We start from the raw sequence: 16,690 nt of genomic DNA on the forward strand, positions 1-16,690 counted from the left end.
TGCGCAGCGTGACGTGTTTCCGTCCGAAATTCAATTTTCTCATGCCGCGCGCAATCGGCACATCCGGGGTGTCGCCGGGTGTGCCGATGGAGGGATCGGACGAAACGCGACCGGCCAGTCGGTCGGCGGGCTCACCACGCCATGCGCCATTGCTCCGAAGAATTGGCAGGGGTGGCGGGCCAGGAGTCGCTGCGAGGGGGCGTCGCCGCGTCGGAGAAGTCGGAGAGGATCTCGTTGCGCAGGCGCGCGAAGCGCGGATCGGCGCGCTCCCGTGGGCGCGGCAATGCAACGTCGACGATGCGCCGGATGCGGCCGGGGCGCGGCGCCATCGTCACGATGCGCTCGCCAAGGTAAATGGCTTCGTCGACGTCGTGCGTGACGAGGATCATCGTGATGCGCTCACGCTCCCAGATGCGCAGGAGTTCGTTTTGCAGGCGGCTGCGCGTGAGGGCGTCGAGCGCGCCGAACGGCTCGTCCAGCAGGAGCACGCGCGGCCGGTTGACGAGTCCGCGCGCAATCGCCACGCGCTGCGCCATGCCGCCCGAGAGCTGATGCGGATAAGCGTGCTCGAAACCGGCGAGGCCCACGAGCGCGATGTGCTCGGCCACCGCCTTGCGCTTTTCGCGTGCCGAAAGCGGCGCGTTGCGCAGCGCCGCGAGGATGTTCTGTGCGGCTGTGAGCCAGGGGAACAACCGGTGATCCTGGAACACGATGCCGCGCTCGAGCGACGTGTCGCGCACGCGCTCGCCGCCCATCTTGATCGCGCCTCTATAACCGGTGTCGAGACCGGCTATCAGCCGCAACAGCGTGGATTTTCCGCAGCCGCTTGCGCCGAGCACGCTCACGAATTCGCCTGGACGCACGTGGAGCGTCACGTCGTCGAGCACGACCAGCGCCGATTCGCCTCCGCCGTAACGTTTGCTCACGTGAAGAATGTCGAGTCCCTCGGGTTCAACGGCGCTCATCGGTTTTCCTCTCAGGTTCGATTCAATGTCGGTTTGAATCTGGATCGAATGGCAGTGCGAATCATTGGTTCGAGATGTGGAGCCGGGAAAGCACGGCGCGTTCCACACGCCGTGCGATCGCATTGAGCGCCCAGCCCGTTGCGCCAACAACCACAATACCGAGCAGTACGAGGTCCATGCGGAACTGCTCGCTGCCGTCGATCAGCAGATTGCCAATGCCGCTGCCCGCAACAAGCAGATACTCTGCGCCGAGCGTGGCGAGCCACGAGTAGATGAGCGCGAGATACAGGCCCGTGAAGATGGAGGGCAGCGCGGCAGGCAGCAGCACGTGACGGACAAGCTGTAGCCTCGAATAGCGGAGCGCATGCGCCAGCTCGACATATTTGCGCGGAACGGCGTGAATGCCGTCGCAGGTATGCGCGGCGACCGGCAGCAATGCGGCGAGCGAAAGGAATACGACCTTGGCTGCGTCGCCGAGCCCGAACCACACGGAAATGAGCGGGATCCACGCGAACAGGGAAATCTGCTTGAAAGTGTCGAAGCTCGGACCCACGATGCGCGCGGCGATACGCGAGAGCCCCAGCGTGCCGCCCAGCAGAAGTCCCGCCGATGCGCCGATGACGAATCCGCAGGCCTCGCGGGCAAGCGACGCCGACAGCGCGCGGACCAAGGCGCCACTCCCGATCTGTTCGTAAGCGGTACGAAGCACGTCGGCGGGACTCACCAGCAGTCCGCTCTTCACAAGATGCGCGGCGCTCAAGGCCCACCACAGCGCAACGGCGACGATGGGCAGGGCGACGCCCCGCAAGTCGATGCGGCGCGGCCGTGCTTCGACGGCTGCCTCACAGGAGCAAACGGGCGGCACGGCCTTGCGCTCACGCGAAAACTTCATGGCGAAATCCTCAGAGTTGAATGGAGATCAGCCCCGAAATGCCGAGGGCGTTCCGCGCCGCAAGCGTTTCTCGAGCGCATCGAGCAGGCGATTGATGACGAACCCGACCACGCCCACCACGACCACCGATGCCATGACGAGATCGAGCTGAAAGAGCTGGCGGCCATATACGATCAGATAGCCGAGCCCTTCGGACGACGCCACGAGTTCGACCACGACGAGCGCGAGCCATGCCTTCGTGAAAGCGAGGCGCACGCCGGTGGCGAGCGTCGGAATTGCCGCGGGCAGCACGAGTCTCACGATGCGTTGCCAACGGGTATAGGCGAACACGCGCGCGACTTCGTCCAGCGCAGCGGGTGTTTGCCGAAAACCCTGCATCGTGCTCAGCGTGACGGGAACGAGCGCCGCATGACCGATCAGTAGATATTTGAGCGGCTCGCCCACGCCGACGAGCAGCAGAAGAAACGGCAGCCAGCCGAGAACCGGTATCTGCACCATGGCATTGAAGCTCGGCAACACCCAGGCTTCGAGCGTACGCGAGAGCCCGAGCGCCGCGCCGATCACGAAGCCCAGGAGCGTGCCCCCGAAGAATCCCAGCAGCACGCGTTGCAGGCTGACGAGGGTGTTACGCGCGAGTTCGCCGCTTTGGGCGAGATCGACGAGTGTTTCGTAGACACGTTGTGGCGCGGGCAGAATTTGCGGAGCGATCCAGCCGCGCGCGCAGCCCACGCTCCACAGCAGATAAAGCAAGGCGGGCAGCAGCCAGGGCGCGAGGTGCCACGCGCAGGCGCGCAACGCGAGGCGCCGGCGCGCGCGTGCCGTCGCGGCGTCGATGCGCGGCGCGGCGGCGCGTGGCGTTTCCGGCGAGGTCGTAATCGCGGTTTCCGTCATGATGCGGCTCCCTTCGCGCGTTCAGCCGAGCGGCTTGCCTGCGGCGTCGTAGCGGGTCCAGTAGTGCTCGAGCTTTTGCGCGCGCAACGCGGTGTCGAGATAGCGTGGCTCGAACCACGAATCGACGTCCACGGGCTGGCGAATCAGCTTGAGCCGCAGCGCGTCCTGCGCAACGGCCTTGTAGCGCGCCACGATGAACGGATCGAGCAAGGGCGAATTGCGGTACTTGAGAGGTTGTTCGGCAAATTCGGCTTGCCACGATGCGTAACTCACCCCGCTTTGCGCCCATAGCTTGAAGAGCGCGTCGCGGTTTGCTTCGTCGGATGACCATTGCGCGGCCTGCACGAATACGTTGACCACGCGCTGCACGATGTCGGGGTGCGCCTTTTCGAAGCCGTCGATCACCAGCAGGTGCGCCTGACGCGTAAGCTGCGGGCCGTCGTGCTGCGATTCATAGACGATGCGCGCGAGCCCCTGATCGCGAAGCCGGTAGAGGTGATAGTCGTTCACCGAAGCGTCGATGCCTTTCGACGCCAGTGCGGCGAGCGAACTCGCGGTATCGAGGTTGATGACGCGAAGCGCGTGCTCGTCGAGCCGGTTCGCGGCGAGCGCATTGTCGGCCACGAGCTGCAGGTTCGTGCCGCGAAAGATGGCGACGCGCCGGTCCTTGAGATCCTTGATCGATTTGATGTCCGAATCAGATGGAACGCCCACCTTCACGCCCGAGCGCACGCCCGTTTCGAGCAGGATGTGCGTCTTGAGGCCGTTGGCGCGTGCGAGCACCGCAGGCAGGTCGCCTTGATACGCGAAGTCGAGTTCGTTGTTGGCAATCGCTTCGTTGACGGCAGGGCCCGCGCCTTTGAAAAAGAGCCATTCCACTTTGATGCCGTCGGCGGCGAATTCTTTTTCGAGCAACTGCTGTCCGCGCACTGTCGCGGCGGGCGAACCGCCGAAGGTGGGCGGGTCGCCCGTGCCTTGCTGCGCGACGCCGATGCGGAGCACGGCGGGTTTTTCTGCGGCGGCATACAGGGACGTGAGCGAAAGCGCGGCGCAAAGCAGGTACTGCAGAACGCGGTGTGGACGCATGGACAGGATCGGAATGAGTGACGAAACGGAATGCGCGGACCGGCGAGCTTCATGTCGCCGTCGCTGCCATCAGGTCATTTTTTTCCGGGTGTCCCGATCAGGACAACCAATGATTCGCGATTTGCATTTCTCGATAGAGCCGCTACGCGATGAGAGAGAGGGCAGCGGCGAAAGCGCATCCATGGTAGTGGAGAGAGGGATGCGTCGAAGGAAGAAATCGTGCTATCGATGTGAGCAGAAAAGAAAAACCGCACCGCGTGCCGTGGGTGGTGGCGCGTGGCGGTGCGTAAACGCCGAGGCGTTACGGCGTTTCGATCGCGTGGCGCGCCGGATTGGCGCGGCGCGACGGCATGAAGTACCACACGGCGCAGAGCAGTTGCAGCACGACCAGGACTGTCCACACGGTCTGGTGCGCGACGGCGGGGTAGTGGCCGTCGAGTGCCGGCCAGTGCGCGAGCGCGGCGCCGATGGCGATCTGCAGAACGAAGATGCCGATGAAGATGACGAGCGTGAAGGTCGTGTTCACGCGGCCGATCAGGCGCGGCGGGAAATATTCGGCGAGAACCGCATAGGTGAGAATGCCGGTGCCGCCCAGCGCGCCGTAAGCGGCCCAGAGCAGCGGACCGGGAAGCGGCACGCGCGCCGCGAGCAAGGCCTGGACGAGCACGAAGAGCAGCATCGTCACGCCGGAAAAGAGCTGCACGCTCACGCCGCGCCGCTCGAAGCCGCGTGCGAGCGCGCCGAAGCCGATATTGCCGACGATGAATGCGCCGCCCAGCACGGAAACGAGCGAAGCCGCGCGTGCGCCGATATCGGCGGTGCCGGCGGGGACGACATCGCGCAGGAACGCGCCAACCCACAGCGACTGCATCGCATAGAAGACGGCCTGGGTGAGCGCGGAGAACGTCGCGGTCTTCCAGAATGCACGGCTGCGCAGAATATGCGCCGTGCCCTTGAATTGCTCGAACACGCTGGCTTGATGATGGGCGTCGCGCGTGCGCGGGCCGCCGATCCAGACGATGGCGGCCACGAGCACCGTGAGCGCGGCGAGGCCGAGGCTCACCGCGCGCCAAGGCGCGATCGAGAGCAGCCAGGAGAGCGGGGCGCCCACGGCTACGCCGCCCAGCCCGCCCACGGCCATCACGAGACCGTTCACGAGGGTGAGCTGCGCGACGGGGAAATGCTGTGCGGTGGCTTTGAACGCGCCGCCAAGGCAAACGGACACGCCCACGCCGATCAGCAGCCGGCCAACCATCATCGCTGCCATGTTGTGCGAGACGCCGAAGATCAACGCCCCTGCTGCTGCCACGAGCATGACGCATGCGGTGACGCGGCGTGGGCCGTAGTGGTCGAGCAGCACGCCACCGGGGATTTGCGCGCCGGCGAAGCCAAGGAAATAGAGGCTGGTGAGCGTGCCCAGATCGGTCGCGGTGAACCCCATTTCGCGTGCGAGAAACGGCGCAAAGCCGAGATTGACGCCACGAAACAGATATGAAATGAAATAGCCGAGCGCGAAAACGGCGAAAACGCGGAGTCTGAGTGAAGTCATGGTGCGGGGTGAAACCCGAAAGCGGACTGAATGCCTGGGTGTCGATTATTGGCGATCGCCATGCGTGAGGCCAGCGAGAGATTTCAAACGGCATTGTGAGTAAAATTTGACGTCATGGCACGATCCCTACCTCCTCTCCAGGCGCTGCGTGCGCTCGAAGCCGCCGCGCGGCGGCGCAGTTTCAGCCGTGCAGCGGAAGAATTGCATTTGACGCACAGCGCGGTGAGTCATCACCTGCGTGCGCTCGAAACGGAGCTTGGCGTCGAGCTGTTCCGGCGCGCAGGCAGCCGCATGATTCCGACCGCGGCGGGCGCGCAACTTGCCGAGCGCGTGCGCCGCAGCCTCGACGACCTGCGCGACGCGCTCGATGCCACGCGCCCCGGCGTGAGCGGCGTGACGCGGCTCGAATTAAGCGTGATGTCCGATTTCGCGTCCGTCTGGCTGATTCCGCGCCTCGGCGACTTCTATGACCGCCATCCCATGGTCGATCTTTCGTTGCGCATGCACGCCGACGTCACGCCGCCCGATCCGTATCCGTTCGACATCGGCATCTGGCATCGCCGGGTCGACGAACCCGGTTTCCAGATCCGCAAGCTGCTCGACGATCAGGTGGTCGCGGTTTGCAGCCCGGCCTTGCTTGCCCGCCATCCGGACTTTCGCATGGAAGCGCTCGCGAGCATGCCGCTGCTGCGTTTTTCACGCCGCTCGTGGCGCGACTTCTTCGAGGCCGCGGGCGTGGCCGGCGATGAGCCCGAGCGCGGCCCGGTATTCGACGACGCGGGCCTGCTGCTTCAAGCCACGGTGGCCGGCCAGGGCGTGGCCACGGCGCGCCTGCAGCTCGCGCGCGGTTTTATCGAGCGTGGGGCGCTTGTGCAGCTCGGGCAGGTCCGCATACCGGCGTCGCTCGACTATTACTTCACGTGGCGCGAAGGACATCCGCGCGAGGCGGCAATCCAGCAGTTTTATCGATGGGTAAAGGCGCAATTGGCCAATTGAAGCGGCGTGCCTTTCGTATCGCGCATTGCCTGTCCGGGTAAAACCGGTGCCAGCTCTGTCAACGCTGCCTGTGCAACGTGCGTTGCTTTTCGATTAAGGCGGCTGAATACGCTCCGGATTATGCGATTAGCTGGCGTATTCATATGGCATGCACCAAAGCGGCCCATGCTCCTGGCATTGAGCGACGGCGCTAAAGCGTTGCAATGAAATGACGGTGAAATGATTGCAACGCAGTTCGTGAAGGTATTTCGAATGCATTTGTCCGCGACGCTCCGATATTTGGCGGTCGAATGCATTTGTCTGCGGAAAAAGCGGCGGGAAGTGTGGCGCGGAATCACAGATTGGTCACGCTTCGCGTCATGAATGAAATAGTTGAGGTATCGTTAGTCCCCATCGCGGTTCGGCGCGCGAATGTTCGTAGTCAATGGTGTGTAGTGAAAGGACCCGTTCGTGGGTCGGATATAAGACTGTGACAACAGGAGAAATTGCATGAAGGCTATTCAGATGTTCAAGCTGGCCGCAACCACGGTGCTCGTGGCGGCATCGTTCCAGGTTTATGCTCAGGACGCAGCTTCCGAAGCGCCCGCCGCGAGCGGCCCGACTGCCGCCGCCCAGCACAGCGTCAGTCAATCGAAAGCGGCGTTGCGTCAGGCCCGTGCAGCCAATCGTGCGCTCGGCCGCAAGGTCCGTGCTGCGCTCGCCCGCGACAAGAACGTGAGCGTCTCCAACATCACCGTGCGCGCAAAAGACGGCGCCGTCACACTGCAAGGCAGCGTACCCGAGCAGTCGCAGGTCGAGCGAGCCGAGACTGTCGCCAAGGGTGTTCAAGGCGTGACGTCGGTCCGGAACGCGCTGACGATCCGCCCGGTCGGAACCTGAGCATCGCCACGCGGCGCGCGCCCTTGCCCCGTGCCGTCAAGGGTGCGGGCGGCGGCGCCGGAGCGGATGTCTCCGGGTCCATCCCCGAAGGCCGCACATGCAGTCCACGAAAGGACTGCATGTGCGGTTTTTTTATTGCATGTCGAGCGTCGCGCTGTGGCGTTCAGGGCTCGACGTAGTGCATATCCCGCGATTCCCCCATCAGCAGCGGACGATTGGCGTCGGCGGCCGCTCGCAGGTAATCCCAGAGCGACGTGACGCGCCGCAGCTTGCGCAGATCCTCGCGGCTACATAGCCAGAAGCGCCGCGTCACCACGATTTCATCGCCGAGTATCGGCACGAGGCGCGGGTCCGGTTCGGCCATGAAACAAGGCAGTATGGCCAGGGCGCTGCCTTGCAGCGCAGCGTGATACTGCGCGATGACGCTGGTGCTGCAGAGGTTCGCAGTAACGTTCGGCGCCGTTCGTTCGAGATAGAGCAGTTCGTGGCTGAACGCCAGATCGGCCACGTAGCTGATGAAGGCGTGATTGCGCAGGTCGGCGGGCGTGCGGATGGGCGCATGTTTCTCCAGATAGGCCGGCGTGCCGTAGAGACGCAGCCGGTAGTCGCATAGTTTCGTGGAGACATACTGCCCGCGCTCCGGGCGTTCCAGCATGATCGCAAGGTCGGCTTCGCGCTTCGAAAGGCTCACGAAATGCGGCACCGGCAACAGGTCGATCGACATGTCGGGGTGCTGGTCCGTGAAGCGCGCCAGTTGCGGTGCAAGGAAAAAACAGCCGAAGCCCTCGGTCGAGCCCACGCGCACGTGGCCCGACAGCGACTGCGAGCCGAGCGCGAACTGCTCGCTGGCCGATTGCACCGTGGTTTCCACGGCGTCGGCGTAGGCTAGCAAACGCTGGCCTTCGGCCGTCAGCACGAAGCCGCCCGAGCGCGACTTGTCGAAGAGGACGGTGCCGAGTGCGGCCTCCAGCTCGCGCACCCGGCGCGCGACGGTAGTGTGGTCCACGCCCAGGCGCTTCGCGGCGCCGCTCGCGCGTTGCGTGCGCGCCACCTCGAGGAAGTACCGCAAATCGTCCCAGTTCAGTGTCTCCATCTTGCTCGTTGTGTTTTTTTGCATATCGGATGGGCTTTTTCATCTCTATGCCGTGGATATTCGAATAACTATACTCGGTGCAGACCTCAATACATATGGTCGCCTAAAACAAGGATGGAGACAGACGATGCAATCGCAGTCGATCCCCGAGCGGACGGCGCAAGCCGCGACCGTCATCGACAAGATTTCCCTTCTTCTGCCCGACTCCATTCCTCGCATGTTCGCCGGGAGTGCGCCTGTCCGCATATTGCAGATGCGCTCGCGGTGCAGTTGAAGATTCTGCCTATTCCTCTACATCCGGCCGTGGCCGGCCCGTTCGAATCCATCAGGGAGAGTTCAAGATGAACGCAGTGACCCAGGCATCCAGCGCACACGTTTCGACCGTCAAGCTGCTGATCGACGGCGAATTCGTCGAATCGGCAACGAAGGAGTGGCGCGACATCGTCAATCCCGCCACGCAGGAAGTGCTCGCGCGCGTGCCGTTCGCGACCGTCGACGAAGTGGACAAAGCCGTGAAGGCCGCGCACGCCGCGTTCGCGACGTGGAAGAACACACCGATCGGTACGCGTTTGCGCATCATGCTCAAACTCCAGGCGCTGATTCGCGAGCACATGCCGCGCATCGCGAAGACGCTCACCGCCGAGCAGGGCAAGACGCTGCCCGACGCCGAAGGCGACATCTTTCGCGGACTCGAAGTAGTCGAGCACGCATGCTCGATCGGCACGCTGCAGCAAGGCGGTTTCGCCGAAAACGTCGCGGGCGGCGTGGACACCTATACGCTGCAGCAGCCGTTAGGCGTGTGCGCCGGCATTACGCCGTTCAACTTCCCCGCCATGATTCCGCTGTGGATGTTCCCGATGGCGATCGTCTGCGGCAACACGTTCGTGCTCAAGCCGTCGGAGCAGGACCCGCTCTCGACCATGCAGCTCGTCGAACTCGCGCTGGAGGCCGGCATTCCGAAGGGCGTGCTCAACGTCGTGCACGGCGGCAAGGAAGTCGTCGACGCGATCTGCACGCACGATCTCGTGAAAGCCATTTCCTTCGTGGGCTCGACGGCAGTGGGCACGCATGTCTATCGCCTCGGCAGCGAGCACGGCAAGCGTGTGCAGTCGATGATGGGCGCGAAGAATCACGCGGTGGTGCTCCCGGACGCGAATCGCGACCAGACGCTCAATGCGCTCGTTGGCGCGGCGTTCGGCGCAGCGGGCCAGCGCTGCATGGCGACTTCGGTGGCGGTGCTCGTCGGCTCGGCGCAGAAGTGGGTGGACGAGCTCGTGGAAAAGGCGAAGACGCTCAAGGTCAACGCGGGCCATGAGCCGAAGACCGACGTCGGCCCCGTGGTTTCGCGCACGGCGAAGGCGCGCATTCTCGGCCTGATCGACACGGGCGTGAAGCAGGGCGCGACGCTCGCGCTGGACGGCCGCGACGTGAAGGTGCCGGGCTACGAGACGGGCAACTTTATCGGCCCCACGGTGTTCACGAACGTGAAGACCGACATGGACATCTACACGAACGAGGTCTTCGGGCCGGTGCTCCTGGTGCTCACCGCGAACACGCTCGACGAGGCGATCGCCATCGTCAATGCGAATCCGTTCGGCAACGGCGTGGGCCTCTTCACGCAAAGCGGGGCGGCGGCGCGCAAGTTCCAGAGTGAGATCGATATCGGCCAGGTCGGTATCAACATTCCGATTCCGGTGCCGGTGCCGTATTTCAGCTTCACGGGCTCGCGCGGCTCGAAGCTCGGCGATCTTGGCCCCTACGGCAAGCAGGTCGTGCAATTCTATACGCAGACCAAGACGGTCACTGCGCGCTGGTTCGACGACGCGACCGTGAGCGACGGCGTGAACACGACGATCAGCCTGCGTTGATTCGCGCTCCGAAATAACGAAGCGATGCTGAACAACAATGGAGACAGGCTCATGAAAATCGGATTCGTCGGGCTGGGCCACATGGGCGCGCCCATGGCGCTCAACCTGCTCAAGGCGGGACATACGGTGGTGGTGTTCGACCTGAGCGCGAGCGCCATGCAGACGCTTGCCGACGCTGGCGCGCAGAAAGCCGCATCGGCGAAGGCGGCGGCGAGCGGCGCGGAGTGCGTCATCACGATGCTGCCCGCGGCGGCGCACGTGCGCAACGCGCTCACCGCGGAAGACGGCGTGCTGGCGGGCATCGCGAACGGCGTGACGATCATCGATTCGAGCACGATCGATCCCGCGAGCGTCAAGGAGTTCGCGAAGCTCGCGGCCGCGCAGGGAAATGCGTTCGTCGATGCGCCTGTGTCGGGCGGCACGGGCGGGGCGGCCGCAGGCACGCTCACGTTCATGGTGGGCGGCAGCGCCGCGCTCTATGAAAGCGTGAAGCCGGTGCTCTCGGGCATGGGCAAGAACATCGTCCATTGCGGCGAGACGAGCACGGGGCAGGTCGCGAAGATCTGCAACAATCTCGTGCTCGGTATCACGATGGCCGGCGTGGCCGAGGCGATGGCGCTGGGCGAGGCGCTCGGCATCGACCCGAAAGTGCTGGGCGGCATCATGAACACGTCCACGGGGCGTTGCTGGAGTTCGGATACGTACAACCCGTACCCGGGCGTGATCGAGACCGCGCCTTCCTCGCGCGGCTATGCGGGTGGCTTCGGCACGGATCTCATGCTCAAGGATCTCGGTCTCGCCACCGACGCCGCGAAGGGCGCGCATCAGCCTGCATACATGGGCGCGCTCGCGCAGCAGCTCTATCAGGCCATGAGTAGCCGGGGCGACGGCAAGCTCGATTTTTCGGCGATCATCAAGCTGTATCGCGCAGAAAAGGGTTGAGTGCCGTTACGAGTCGCGAAAGGCGCGCTGCGAAGCGCGCCTTTTTTATGCCCGCGTTTCAGGCCTTGATGCGAGCCTCGATACGCGCGAACAGCCGCCTGAACCAGACGCCGAGCAGCGCATCGGAAGGCGCGAGCGCGGTGGAGCATGCAAGGATGCGATAGACATCGTTGCGCGTAACCTTCGATGTCTTCGCGGGATCGAGCCAGTCGTCGTTGTCGACGAGATGCCCGAGCGTTTCGAGGCCGATGAGAATCGGCCACAGGCACGCCAGCCGCAGGCGCACGGAAAGACGCGGCAGCGCGAATGTATAGTCAATGGCCGAGCGGAAGTGATCGAGCGCGATGCGCACGAGTTCGAGCATGATCGGCCGCGCGCGCGCCGACGCTCCCGGCTGCAGCAGGTCCTGCGCGCTGAGCCCGGCCTGGGCCAGCATCGACGCGGGCAGGTAGCAGCGGCCAATACGCAGATCCTTGCCGCAGTCGCGCAGCACGTTCACCATCTGCAAGGCCTTGCCGAAGCGGATGCCGCGCGCGTACATGGTTTTTTCCAGCGAAGGCGCGAGCGTGCCCGGCAAATGCATGTAGGTCATCTTCGTCCAGAACTCGCCCACACAGCCCGCCACGAGATACGTGTAGCGATCCAGCTCGTCCCACGTTTGCAGCGCGGCCACCTGGCCCGAGCGCTCGTCGGGGAACGTGCGCAGATCGAATTCCATGCCTTCGGTGAGCGTGGTGACGATCTCGCGCACCGCCGCGCGGTCGGCATGATCGAGTTGCGCGAGCACGTCGAGCGCGCCGCCTAGCGATTCGAGCAGCAGCTTCTCGTCCGATTGCGTTTGCTGGCCCGCGACCTCGACCGCTAGATGGGCGAGCACGGTGTCGTCGCGGGTCGCACCGTTTACGCGCTCGCGCAGCGCAAGCAGCAGGGCGAGCCGCCGTTCGGGCGAAATGAGCGCGGTGTCGGCGATGGTGTCGGCGGCGCGCGCGAGCAAATAGGCTTCGCCCACGGGGTCGCGCATGCCGGCGGGCAGGACGCGCATCGTAAGATAGAACGAACGGGAAACGCCTTTGAGCAACGGGCCCAACAGGAAGGCCCGGGTAGAGTTCTGCATGTCGTGTGGAGGCAGCGAGGGGACGGAGCGGACGCATTGTATCGTGGACGGAGGAGACAAGGCCCGGCCCAGCCCGAACGCACGTTTTACGCCGCGCGTGCGCCCGTCCCGATGCTTCGGGCCTTTCTGCTTGCCCGCTCAAACTCAAGCTTGGCTTTTCGGTCGTCAAGCACACCGGCGACCCGTACCAGAAGGTTCACTTACAGATTAGTACGTTGTTCTAACTGAATCGCTTGTTGACTAGATCAGCAGTTCCAGCGAGTGATAGAGTCGCCGCCGTTCAGGGTTCGCCGAGGCCTCGCCTGCGTGAATGGCCTCCTTGAGGCAGTCGAGAAAGCATTCGGCGGCGGCGGAAAGCGGCACGCCGCGCCGCGCGACGACGCTCACCACCGTGCGGTCCACTTCCTCGTGGAGCGCGAGTGCGCGCAGGTTCTCGCGCGCAAAGCGCGTTTCCACGAGCGGCCAGGGGAAGATGCTCACCATGTCCGTATTCATGATGAGCCCCATCGCCACCACGAACGAGTGCGCGAGGTGCACGTTGGGCGGCATCGGCAGGCCGTGGCGGCGGAATACGTCGTCGGCGATCATTTCCTTGCTGGCCGGATCCCAGTTGAGCAGCCATTCGCAATCCTGAAGTTCCCGCAACGTTTTTGCCTGCGAGAGCGGGTGGCTCTTGCGCACGACCACGGCCGACTCCGTGGCGAAGATCGGCGTTTGCGAGAATTCGGCGTGCAGCGAGGCGGGGCCGGGCTTGCCTAGCGAAAAGTCCAGCGAGCCGTCGCGCAGCCGCGGCATCACGATATTGAGCAGGCCCTCGTAGAACTCCAGTTGCATGTCGGGCATGCGCGCGCGAAACAGCGTGACGGCGTCGGGCAGGAAGGAGAGCGCGAGCCACGGCGTCACGCCGATCGCGAGCTTGCCGCCGCCGCGTCCGCGCCGCGCGTCGAGTTCGTCCTGGGCGCGCGACATCTGGTGGACGACGAGACGCGCGTGCACGAGCAGCGCCTGGCCCGCTTCCGTGAAGGCGATGCCGTTCGCGTTGCGGGTGACGAGCGCGATTTGCTGCTCGGCTTCGAGTTCGCGCACCGCCTTGGTCGCCGCTGCCGGCGAGATGCCGAGCTGACGCGCGGCCGCGCGAATGCTGCCCGTGTCGGCCATGGCGACGAGCGCCCGGAACTGGTGGAACTTCATAAGGGATAACCCGAGTGCGCACTTCTGGTTGGCGGGCCAACCATTTTAGGGCTGTCGGCGCAAAACGGACGTCATTATTCTCAAGCGGATTCGCAATCCCGTTGGAGGCAATTCGTATGAACACGATGGCTATTCCGGCCGCAATCGTCGCGATCGAAGAAGAGATGATCGCGCTGCGCCACGAGATCCACGCGCACCCCGAACTGGGCTTCGAGGAATTCGTCACGAGCGATCTCGTCGCGCAGCGCCTCACGGAGTGGGGCTACGAAGTGCATCGCAGGCTTGGCGGCACGGGCGTCGTGGGCACGCTCAAGGCAGGCGACGGAAAGCGGCGCCTCGGCCTGCGCGCCGACATGGACGCGCTGCCTGTCCAGGAGAGCACGGGCCTCGATTACGCGAGCCGCATACCCGGCAAGATGCACGCGTGCGGCCACGACGGCCATACCGCCATGCTGCTCGCGGCGGCAAAGCATCTCGCGCAGTCGCGCCAGTTCAACGGCACGCTGCACCTCATTTTCCAGCCCGCCGAAGAAGGCTTGGGCGGCGCGAAGCGCATGCTCGACGAAGGCCTCTTCGAGCGTTTTCCCTGCGATGCGGTCTTCGCCATGCACAACATGCCGGGTTTTCCCACCGGCAAGCTCGGCTTTCGCGCGGGGCCTTTCATGGCCTCGTCGGACACGGTCATCATCGACATCGACGGGCGCGGCGGTCATGGCGCGGTGCCGCACAAGGCTATCGATCCGGTCGTGGTATGCGCGAACGTCGTGCTCGCGCTGCAGACCATCGTGTCGCGAAACGTGCCGCCGCTCGACATGGCGATCGTCACCGTGGGCGCGATCCACTCGGGCGACGCCCCCAACGTGATCCCGCAAACCGCGCAGATGCGGCTCTCGGTGCGCGCGCTGCGCCCCGAAGTGCGCGACCTCTTGCAGGAGCGCATTACCGCGCTCGTGCACGCGCAGGCGGGCGCCTATGGCGCGACGGCGCGCATCGACTACCAGCGCCGCTACCCGGTGCTCGTGAACGACGAGGCGATGACCGCGTTCGCGCAGGATGTCGCGCGCGACTGGCTCGGCGACGACGGCTTGATCCACGACATGGCGCCGCTCACCGGCAGCGAGGATTTTTCATTCCTGCTCGAGCGCTGCGCGGGCAGCTATCTCATCATCGGCAACGGAGACGGAGAGGGCGGCTGCATGGTGCACAACCCCGGCTACGACTTCAACGACGATTGCCTCGCCACCGGTGCGGCGTACTGGGTGCACCTCGCCGAGCGCTTCCTGCGCGACTGAAGCCGGCGACCCGAGACACCAAAGACACATGCGAGGAGACCCGCAATGAACGCCACCTCGATTCAGGCGCCGGCCGCCGCCGCCGCCGCATCCACGCGCCGTTCGCGCGCGAAGGCCATCTTCGCGATCACGCTCGGCAACGGGCTCGAGTTCTTCGATTTCACGGTGTACAGCTTCTTCGCCTCGATCATCGGCTCGCTGTACTTTCCCGTGCACGGCTCGCTGAACCAGTTGATGCTCGCCGTGGGCAGCTTCGGCGTGGGCTTCGTGGTGCGTCCGCTGGGCGGCGTGGTGATCGGCGCGTTCGCGGACCGCGTGGGCCGCAAGGCCGCCATGACGCTCACGCTCTGGCTCATGGCGCTCGGCTCGGCGCTCATTGCGTTCGCGCCCACCTATCAGCAGATCGGGTTTGCCGCGCCCGTGCTGATCCTGCTCGCCCGCCTCGTGCAGGGCTTCGCGGTGGGCGGCGAAGTGGGTGCGTCCACTTCGCTGCTGCTCGAATACGCCGACGACCGTTCGCGCGGCTTCTACGGCAGCTGGCAGTTCGTGAGCCAGGGGCTCAACACGGTGTGCGGCGCGCTCATCGGCGTGGCGCTTTCCACGACGCTCTCGCAGGCCGCGCTCGAAAGCTGGGGCTGGCGCGTGCCGTTCGTGATCGGCATGCTGGTGGTGCCGGTGGGCGTGTACATTCGCCGCCATCTCGACGAAACGCTCGCGCATCCCGTGCCCATGGAAAGCACCGAGCCGGTGGCCGACATGGCGAGGCCGCTGCGCGAGATTTTCGGGCGTCATCGCACGGCGCTCGTGGCGGGCGTCGTCACGACCATCGGCGGCACGGCGGCGAACTATATCGTGCTGTTCTATATGTCGACCTACGCGATCAAGATTCTCGGCCTGCCCATGTCGGTCGGCATGAGCGCGGCGCTGGTCGCGGCCCTCGTTACCGCCGCGTGCTCGCCGCTCGCCGGCATGCTGTCTGATCGCGTCGGCCGCAAGTGGGTGATGGGCGTGTCGCGCGTGGCGCTGATCGCGGTGATCTATCCGGCGTTCGCGATCATTCACGCGATGCCGACCGTCGCCACCGTGCTCGCCGTCGTGGCCATGCTCGGCGCGATCGTCGCGTTCACGGCGGTCCCCAACATCGTGATGCTGCCGGAACTCTTTCCTCAATCGATTCGCGTAACGGGCATGTCCGTGGTGTACTGCGTGGGCGTGTCGATTTTCGGCGGCTTTGCGCAGTTCTTCGCGACCTGGCTCATCAAGCTGCTCGACAACCCGCTCGCGCCCGCGTGGTATCTGATCGGTTGCGGGGCGGTTTCGCTGCTCGCGCTGCCGCTGATTCGCGAGCCTGCGGGCCGTCCGCTCGACTGAGCCGCGCCCGTCGCACGCCACGCGCGACGCGGCCGGCGCCATGCACTTTTAGCGCGGCCGCGGCGTCTGCTTACCGGTTGTTTGCGCCGCGCTGCCTGGAATCGGTTCGTGCTCCACTCGCGCGCGCCGCCCGAAAGGGTATGTGCGCGCCACACGTATACCGTCGCCTGTCTCGCAAGGCTCGTCTTCCTAAACTTGCCGTTCCGCCGTGGCCCATTGCGTAACACGCGCCAGACGGCGTCACATCGCGCTATGGTGCAACGGGTCGTGCGCGTGCCGACGAGCGAGGCGCAATTCGCGAGGTGCGCGCTGCATGGTGTCCTTGGTGGCGCGCTCGGCGCGCATACGGTCGACATCGGTCTCGCCGCCCGAGCGAACGCGCGGACCGTGCGTTCGCAACGGCTGCCTCCCTTTCCCTGTGTGCGCGTATCGCCGGTTTGCGGGCGAACGTTAGCGAACGATCGATCCCATTCATTTCGGATTTCGAAGCGAATCATGCCATTGTTTCGCCGCAAGAATCCGCATGGATATCGCGCGGAATTTCTGGTCACTCTGATTCTG

The 16,690-nt window shown here is 64.8% G+C and carries 14 protein-coding genes; 6 read left to right on the forward strand and 8 right to left on the reverse strand.

The window, feature by feature from the left end:
* Positions 1-131 precede the first annotated feature (131 nt).
* The 5 genes from BLU17_RS11630 to BLU17_RS11650 form a co-directional block, all read right to left on the reverse strand.
* On the reverse strand, positions 132-965 hold the full coding sequence (locus BLU17_RS11630) for an ABC transporter ATP-binding protein (protein WP_091996869.1): 834 nt from the start codon (positions 963-965) through the stop codon (positions 132-134).
* Positions 966-1,026: 61 nt separating this feature from the next.
* Positions 1,027-1,857: an ABC transporter permease gene (locus tag BLU17_RS11635; RefSeq protein ID WP_091996870.1), complete on the reverse strand. Its 831-nt coding sequence runs from the start codon at positions 1,855-1,857 to the stop codon at positions 1,027-1,029.
* 27 nt (positions 1,858-1,884) lie between these two features.
* Positions 1,885-2,748: an ABC transporter permease gene (locus BLU17_RS11640; RefSeq protein WP_091996871.1), complete on the reverse strand. Its 864-nt coding sequence runs from the start codon at positions 2,746-2,748 to the stop codon at positions 1,885-1,887.
* Between the two features lie 21 nt (positions 2,749-2,769).
* Positions 2,770-3,834, reverse strand: coding sequence for an ABC transporter substrate-binding protein (locus BLU17_RS11645; RefSeq protein WP_091996872.1), 1,065 nt, complete (start codon positions 3,832-3,834; stop codon positions 2,770-2,772).
* A 301-nt stretch (positions 3,835-4,135) separates the two neighbouring features.
* Positions 4,136-5,383 carry an MFS transporter gene (locus BLU17_RS11650; RefSeq protein ID WP_091996873.1) on the reverse strand — a complete coding sequence of 416 codons (1,248 nt, stop codon included), beginning with the start codon at positions 5,381-5,383 and terminating at the stop codon, positions 4,136-4,138.
* Positions 5,384-5,497: 114 nt separating this feature from the next.
* Between BLU17_RS11650 and BLU17_RS11655 the strand changes: the two genes are divergently transcribed.
* Positions 5,498-6,379 carry a LysR substrate-binding domain-containing protein gene (locus tag BLU17_RS11655; RefSeq protein WP_091996874.1) on the forward strand — a complete coding sequence of 294 codons (882 nt, stop codon included), beginning with the start codon at positions 5,498-5,500 and terminating at the stop codon, positions 6,377-6,379.
* Between the two features lie 489 nt (positions 6,380-6,868).
* Positions 6,869-7,258, forward strand: coding sequence for a BON domain-containing protein (locus tag BLU17_RS11660; RefSeq protein WP_091996875.1), 390 nt, complete (start codon positions 6,869-6,871; stop codon positions 7,256-7,258).
* Between the two features lie 163 nt (positions 7,259-7,421).
* Here the strand turns inward: BLU17_RS11660 and BLU17_RS11665 are convergent, their stop codons facing one another.
* Positions 7,422-8,375: a LysR family transcriptional regulator gene (locus BLU17_RS11665; RefSeq protein ID WP_091996876.1), complete on the reverse strand. Its 954-nt coding sequence runs from the start codon at positions 8,373-8,375 to the stop codon at positions 7,422-7,424.
* A 317-nt stretch (positions 8,376-8,692) separates the two neighbouring features.
* Here BLU17_RS11665 and BLU17_RS11670 point away from each other — a divergent pair, with 317 nt between their 5' ends.
* Both BLU17_RS11670 and mmsB read left to right on the forward strand, forming a co-directional pair.
* Positions 8,693-10,219 (forward strand): CoA-acylating methylmalonate-semialdehyde dehydrogenase, encoded by a 1,527-nt coding sequence (locus BLU17_RS11670; protein ID WP_091996877.1) that lies wholly within the window; start codon positions 8,693-8,695, stop codon positions 10,217-10,219.
* Positions 10,220-10,270: 51 nt separating this feature from the next.
* The gene (gene mmsB / locus BLU17_RS11675) at positions 10,271-11,161 is read left to right on the forward strand and encodes a 3-hydroxyisobutyrate dehydrogenase (protein WP_091996910.1); all 891 of its coding nucleotides are present in this window, start codon (positions 10,271-10,273) and stop codon (positions 11,159-11,161) included.
* A 58-nt stretch (positions 11,162-11,219) separates the two neighbouring features.
* Here mmsB and BLU17_RS11680 read toward each other — a convergent pair whose 3' ends face one another.
* Together BLU17_RS11680 and BLU17_RS11685 are read right to left on the reverse strand one after the other, a co-directional pair.
* Complete coding sequence (locus tag BLU17_RS11680) at positions 11,220-12,275, reverse strand: phytoene/squalene synthase family protein (RefSeq protein ID WP_091996878.1); 1,056 nt, start codon at positions 12,273-12,275, stop codon at positions 11,220-11,222.
* 240 nt (positions 12,276-12,515) lie between these two features.
* Positions 12,516-13,466 (reverse strand): LysR substrate-binding domain-containing protein, encoded by a 951-nt coding sequence (locus BLU17_RS11685; protein WP_091996879.1) that lies wholly within the window; start codon positions 13,464-13,466, stop codon positions 12,516-12,518.
* Positions 13,467-13,582: 116 nt separating this feature from the next.
* Between BLU17_RS11685 and BLU17_RS11690 the strand changes: the two genes are divergently transcribed.
* Together BLU17_RS11690 and BLU17_RS11695 are read left to right on the forward strand one after the other, a co-directional pair.
* Positions 13,583-14,758, forward strand: a complete 1,176-nt coding sequence (locus BLU17_RS11690) for a M20 aminoacylase family protein (RefSeq protein WP_091996880.1) — start codon at positions 13,583-13,585, stop codon at positions 14,756-14,758.
* 45 nt (positions 14,759-14,803) lie between these two features.
* Positions 14,804-16,129 (forward strand): MFS transporter, encoded by a 1,326-nt coding sequence (locus tag BLU17_RS11695; RefSeq protein ID WP_091996881.1) that lies wholly within the window; start codon positions 14,804-14,806, stop codon positions 16,127-16,129.
* Positions 16,130-16,690: the final 561 nt, after the last annotated feature.

Source organism: Paraburkholderia lycopersici, assembly GCF_900096975.1.
GTDB classification, from domain to species: Bacteria; Pseudomonadota; Gammaproteobacteria; order Burkholderiales; family Burkholderiaceae; genus Paraburkholderia; species Paraburkholderia lycopersici.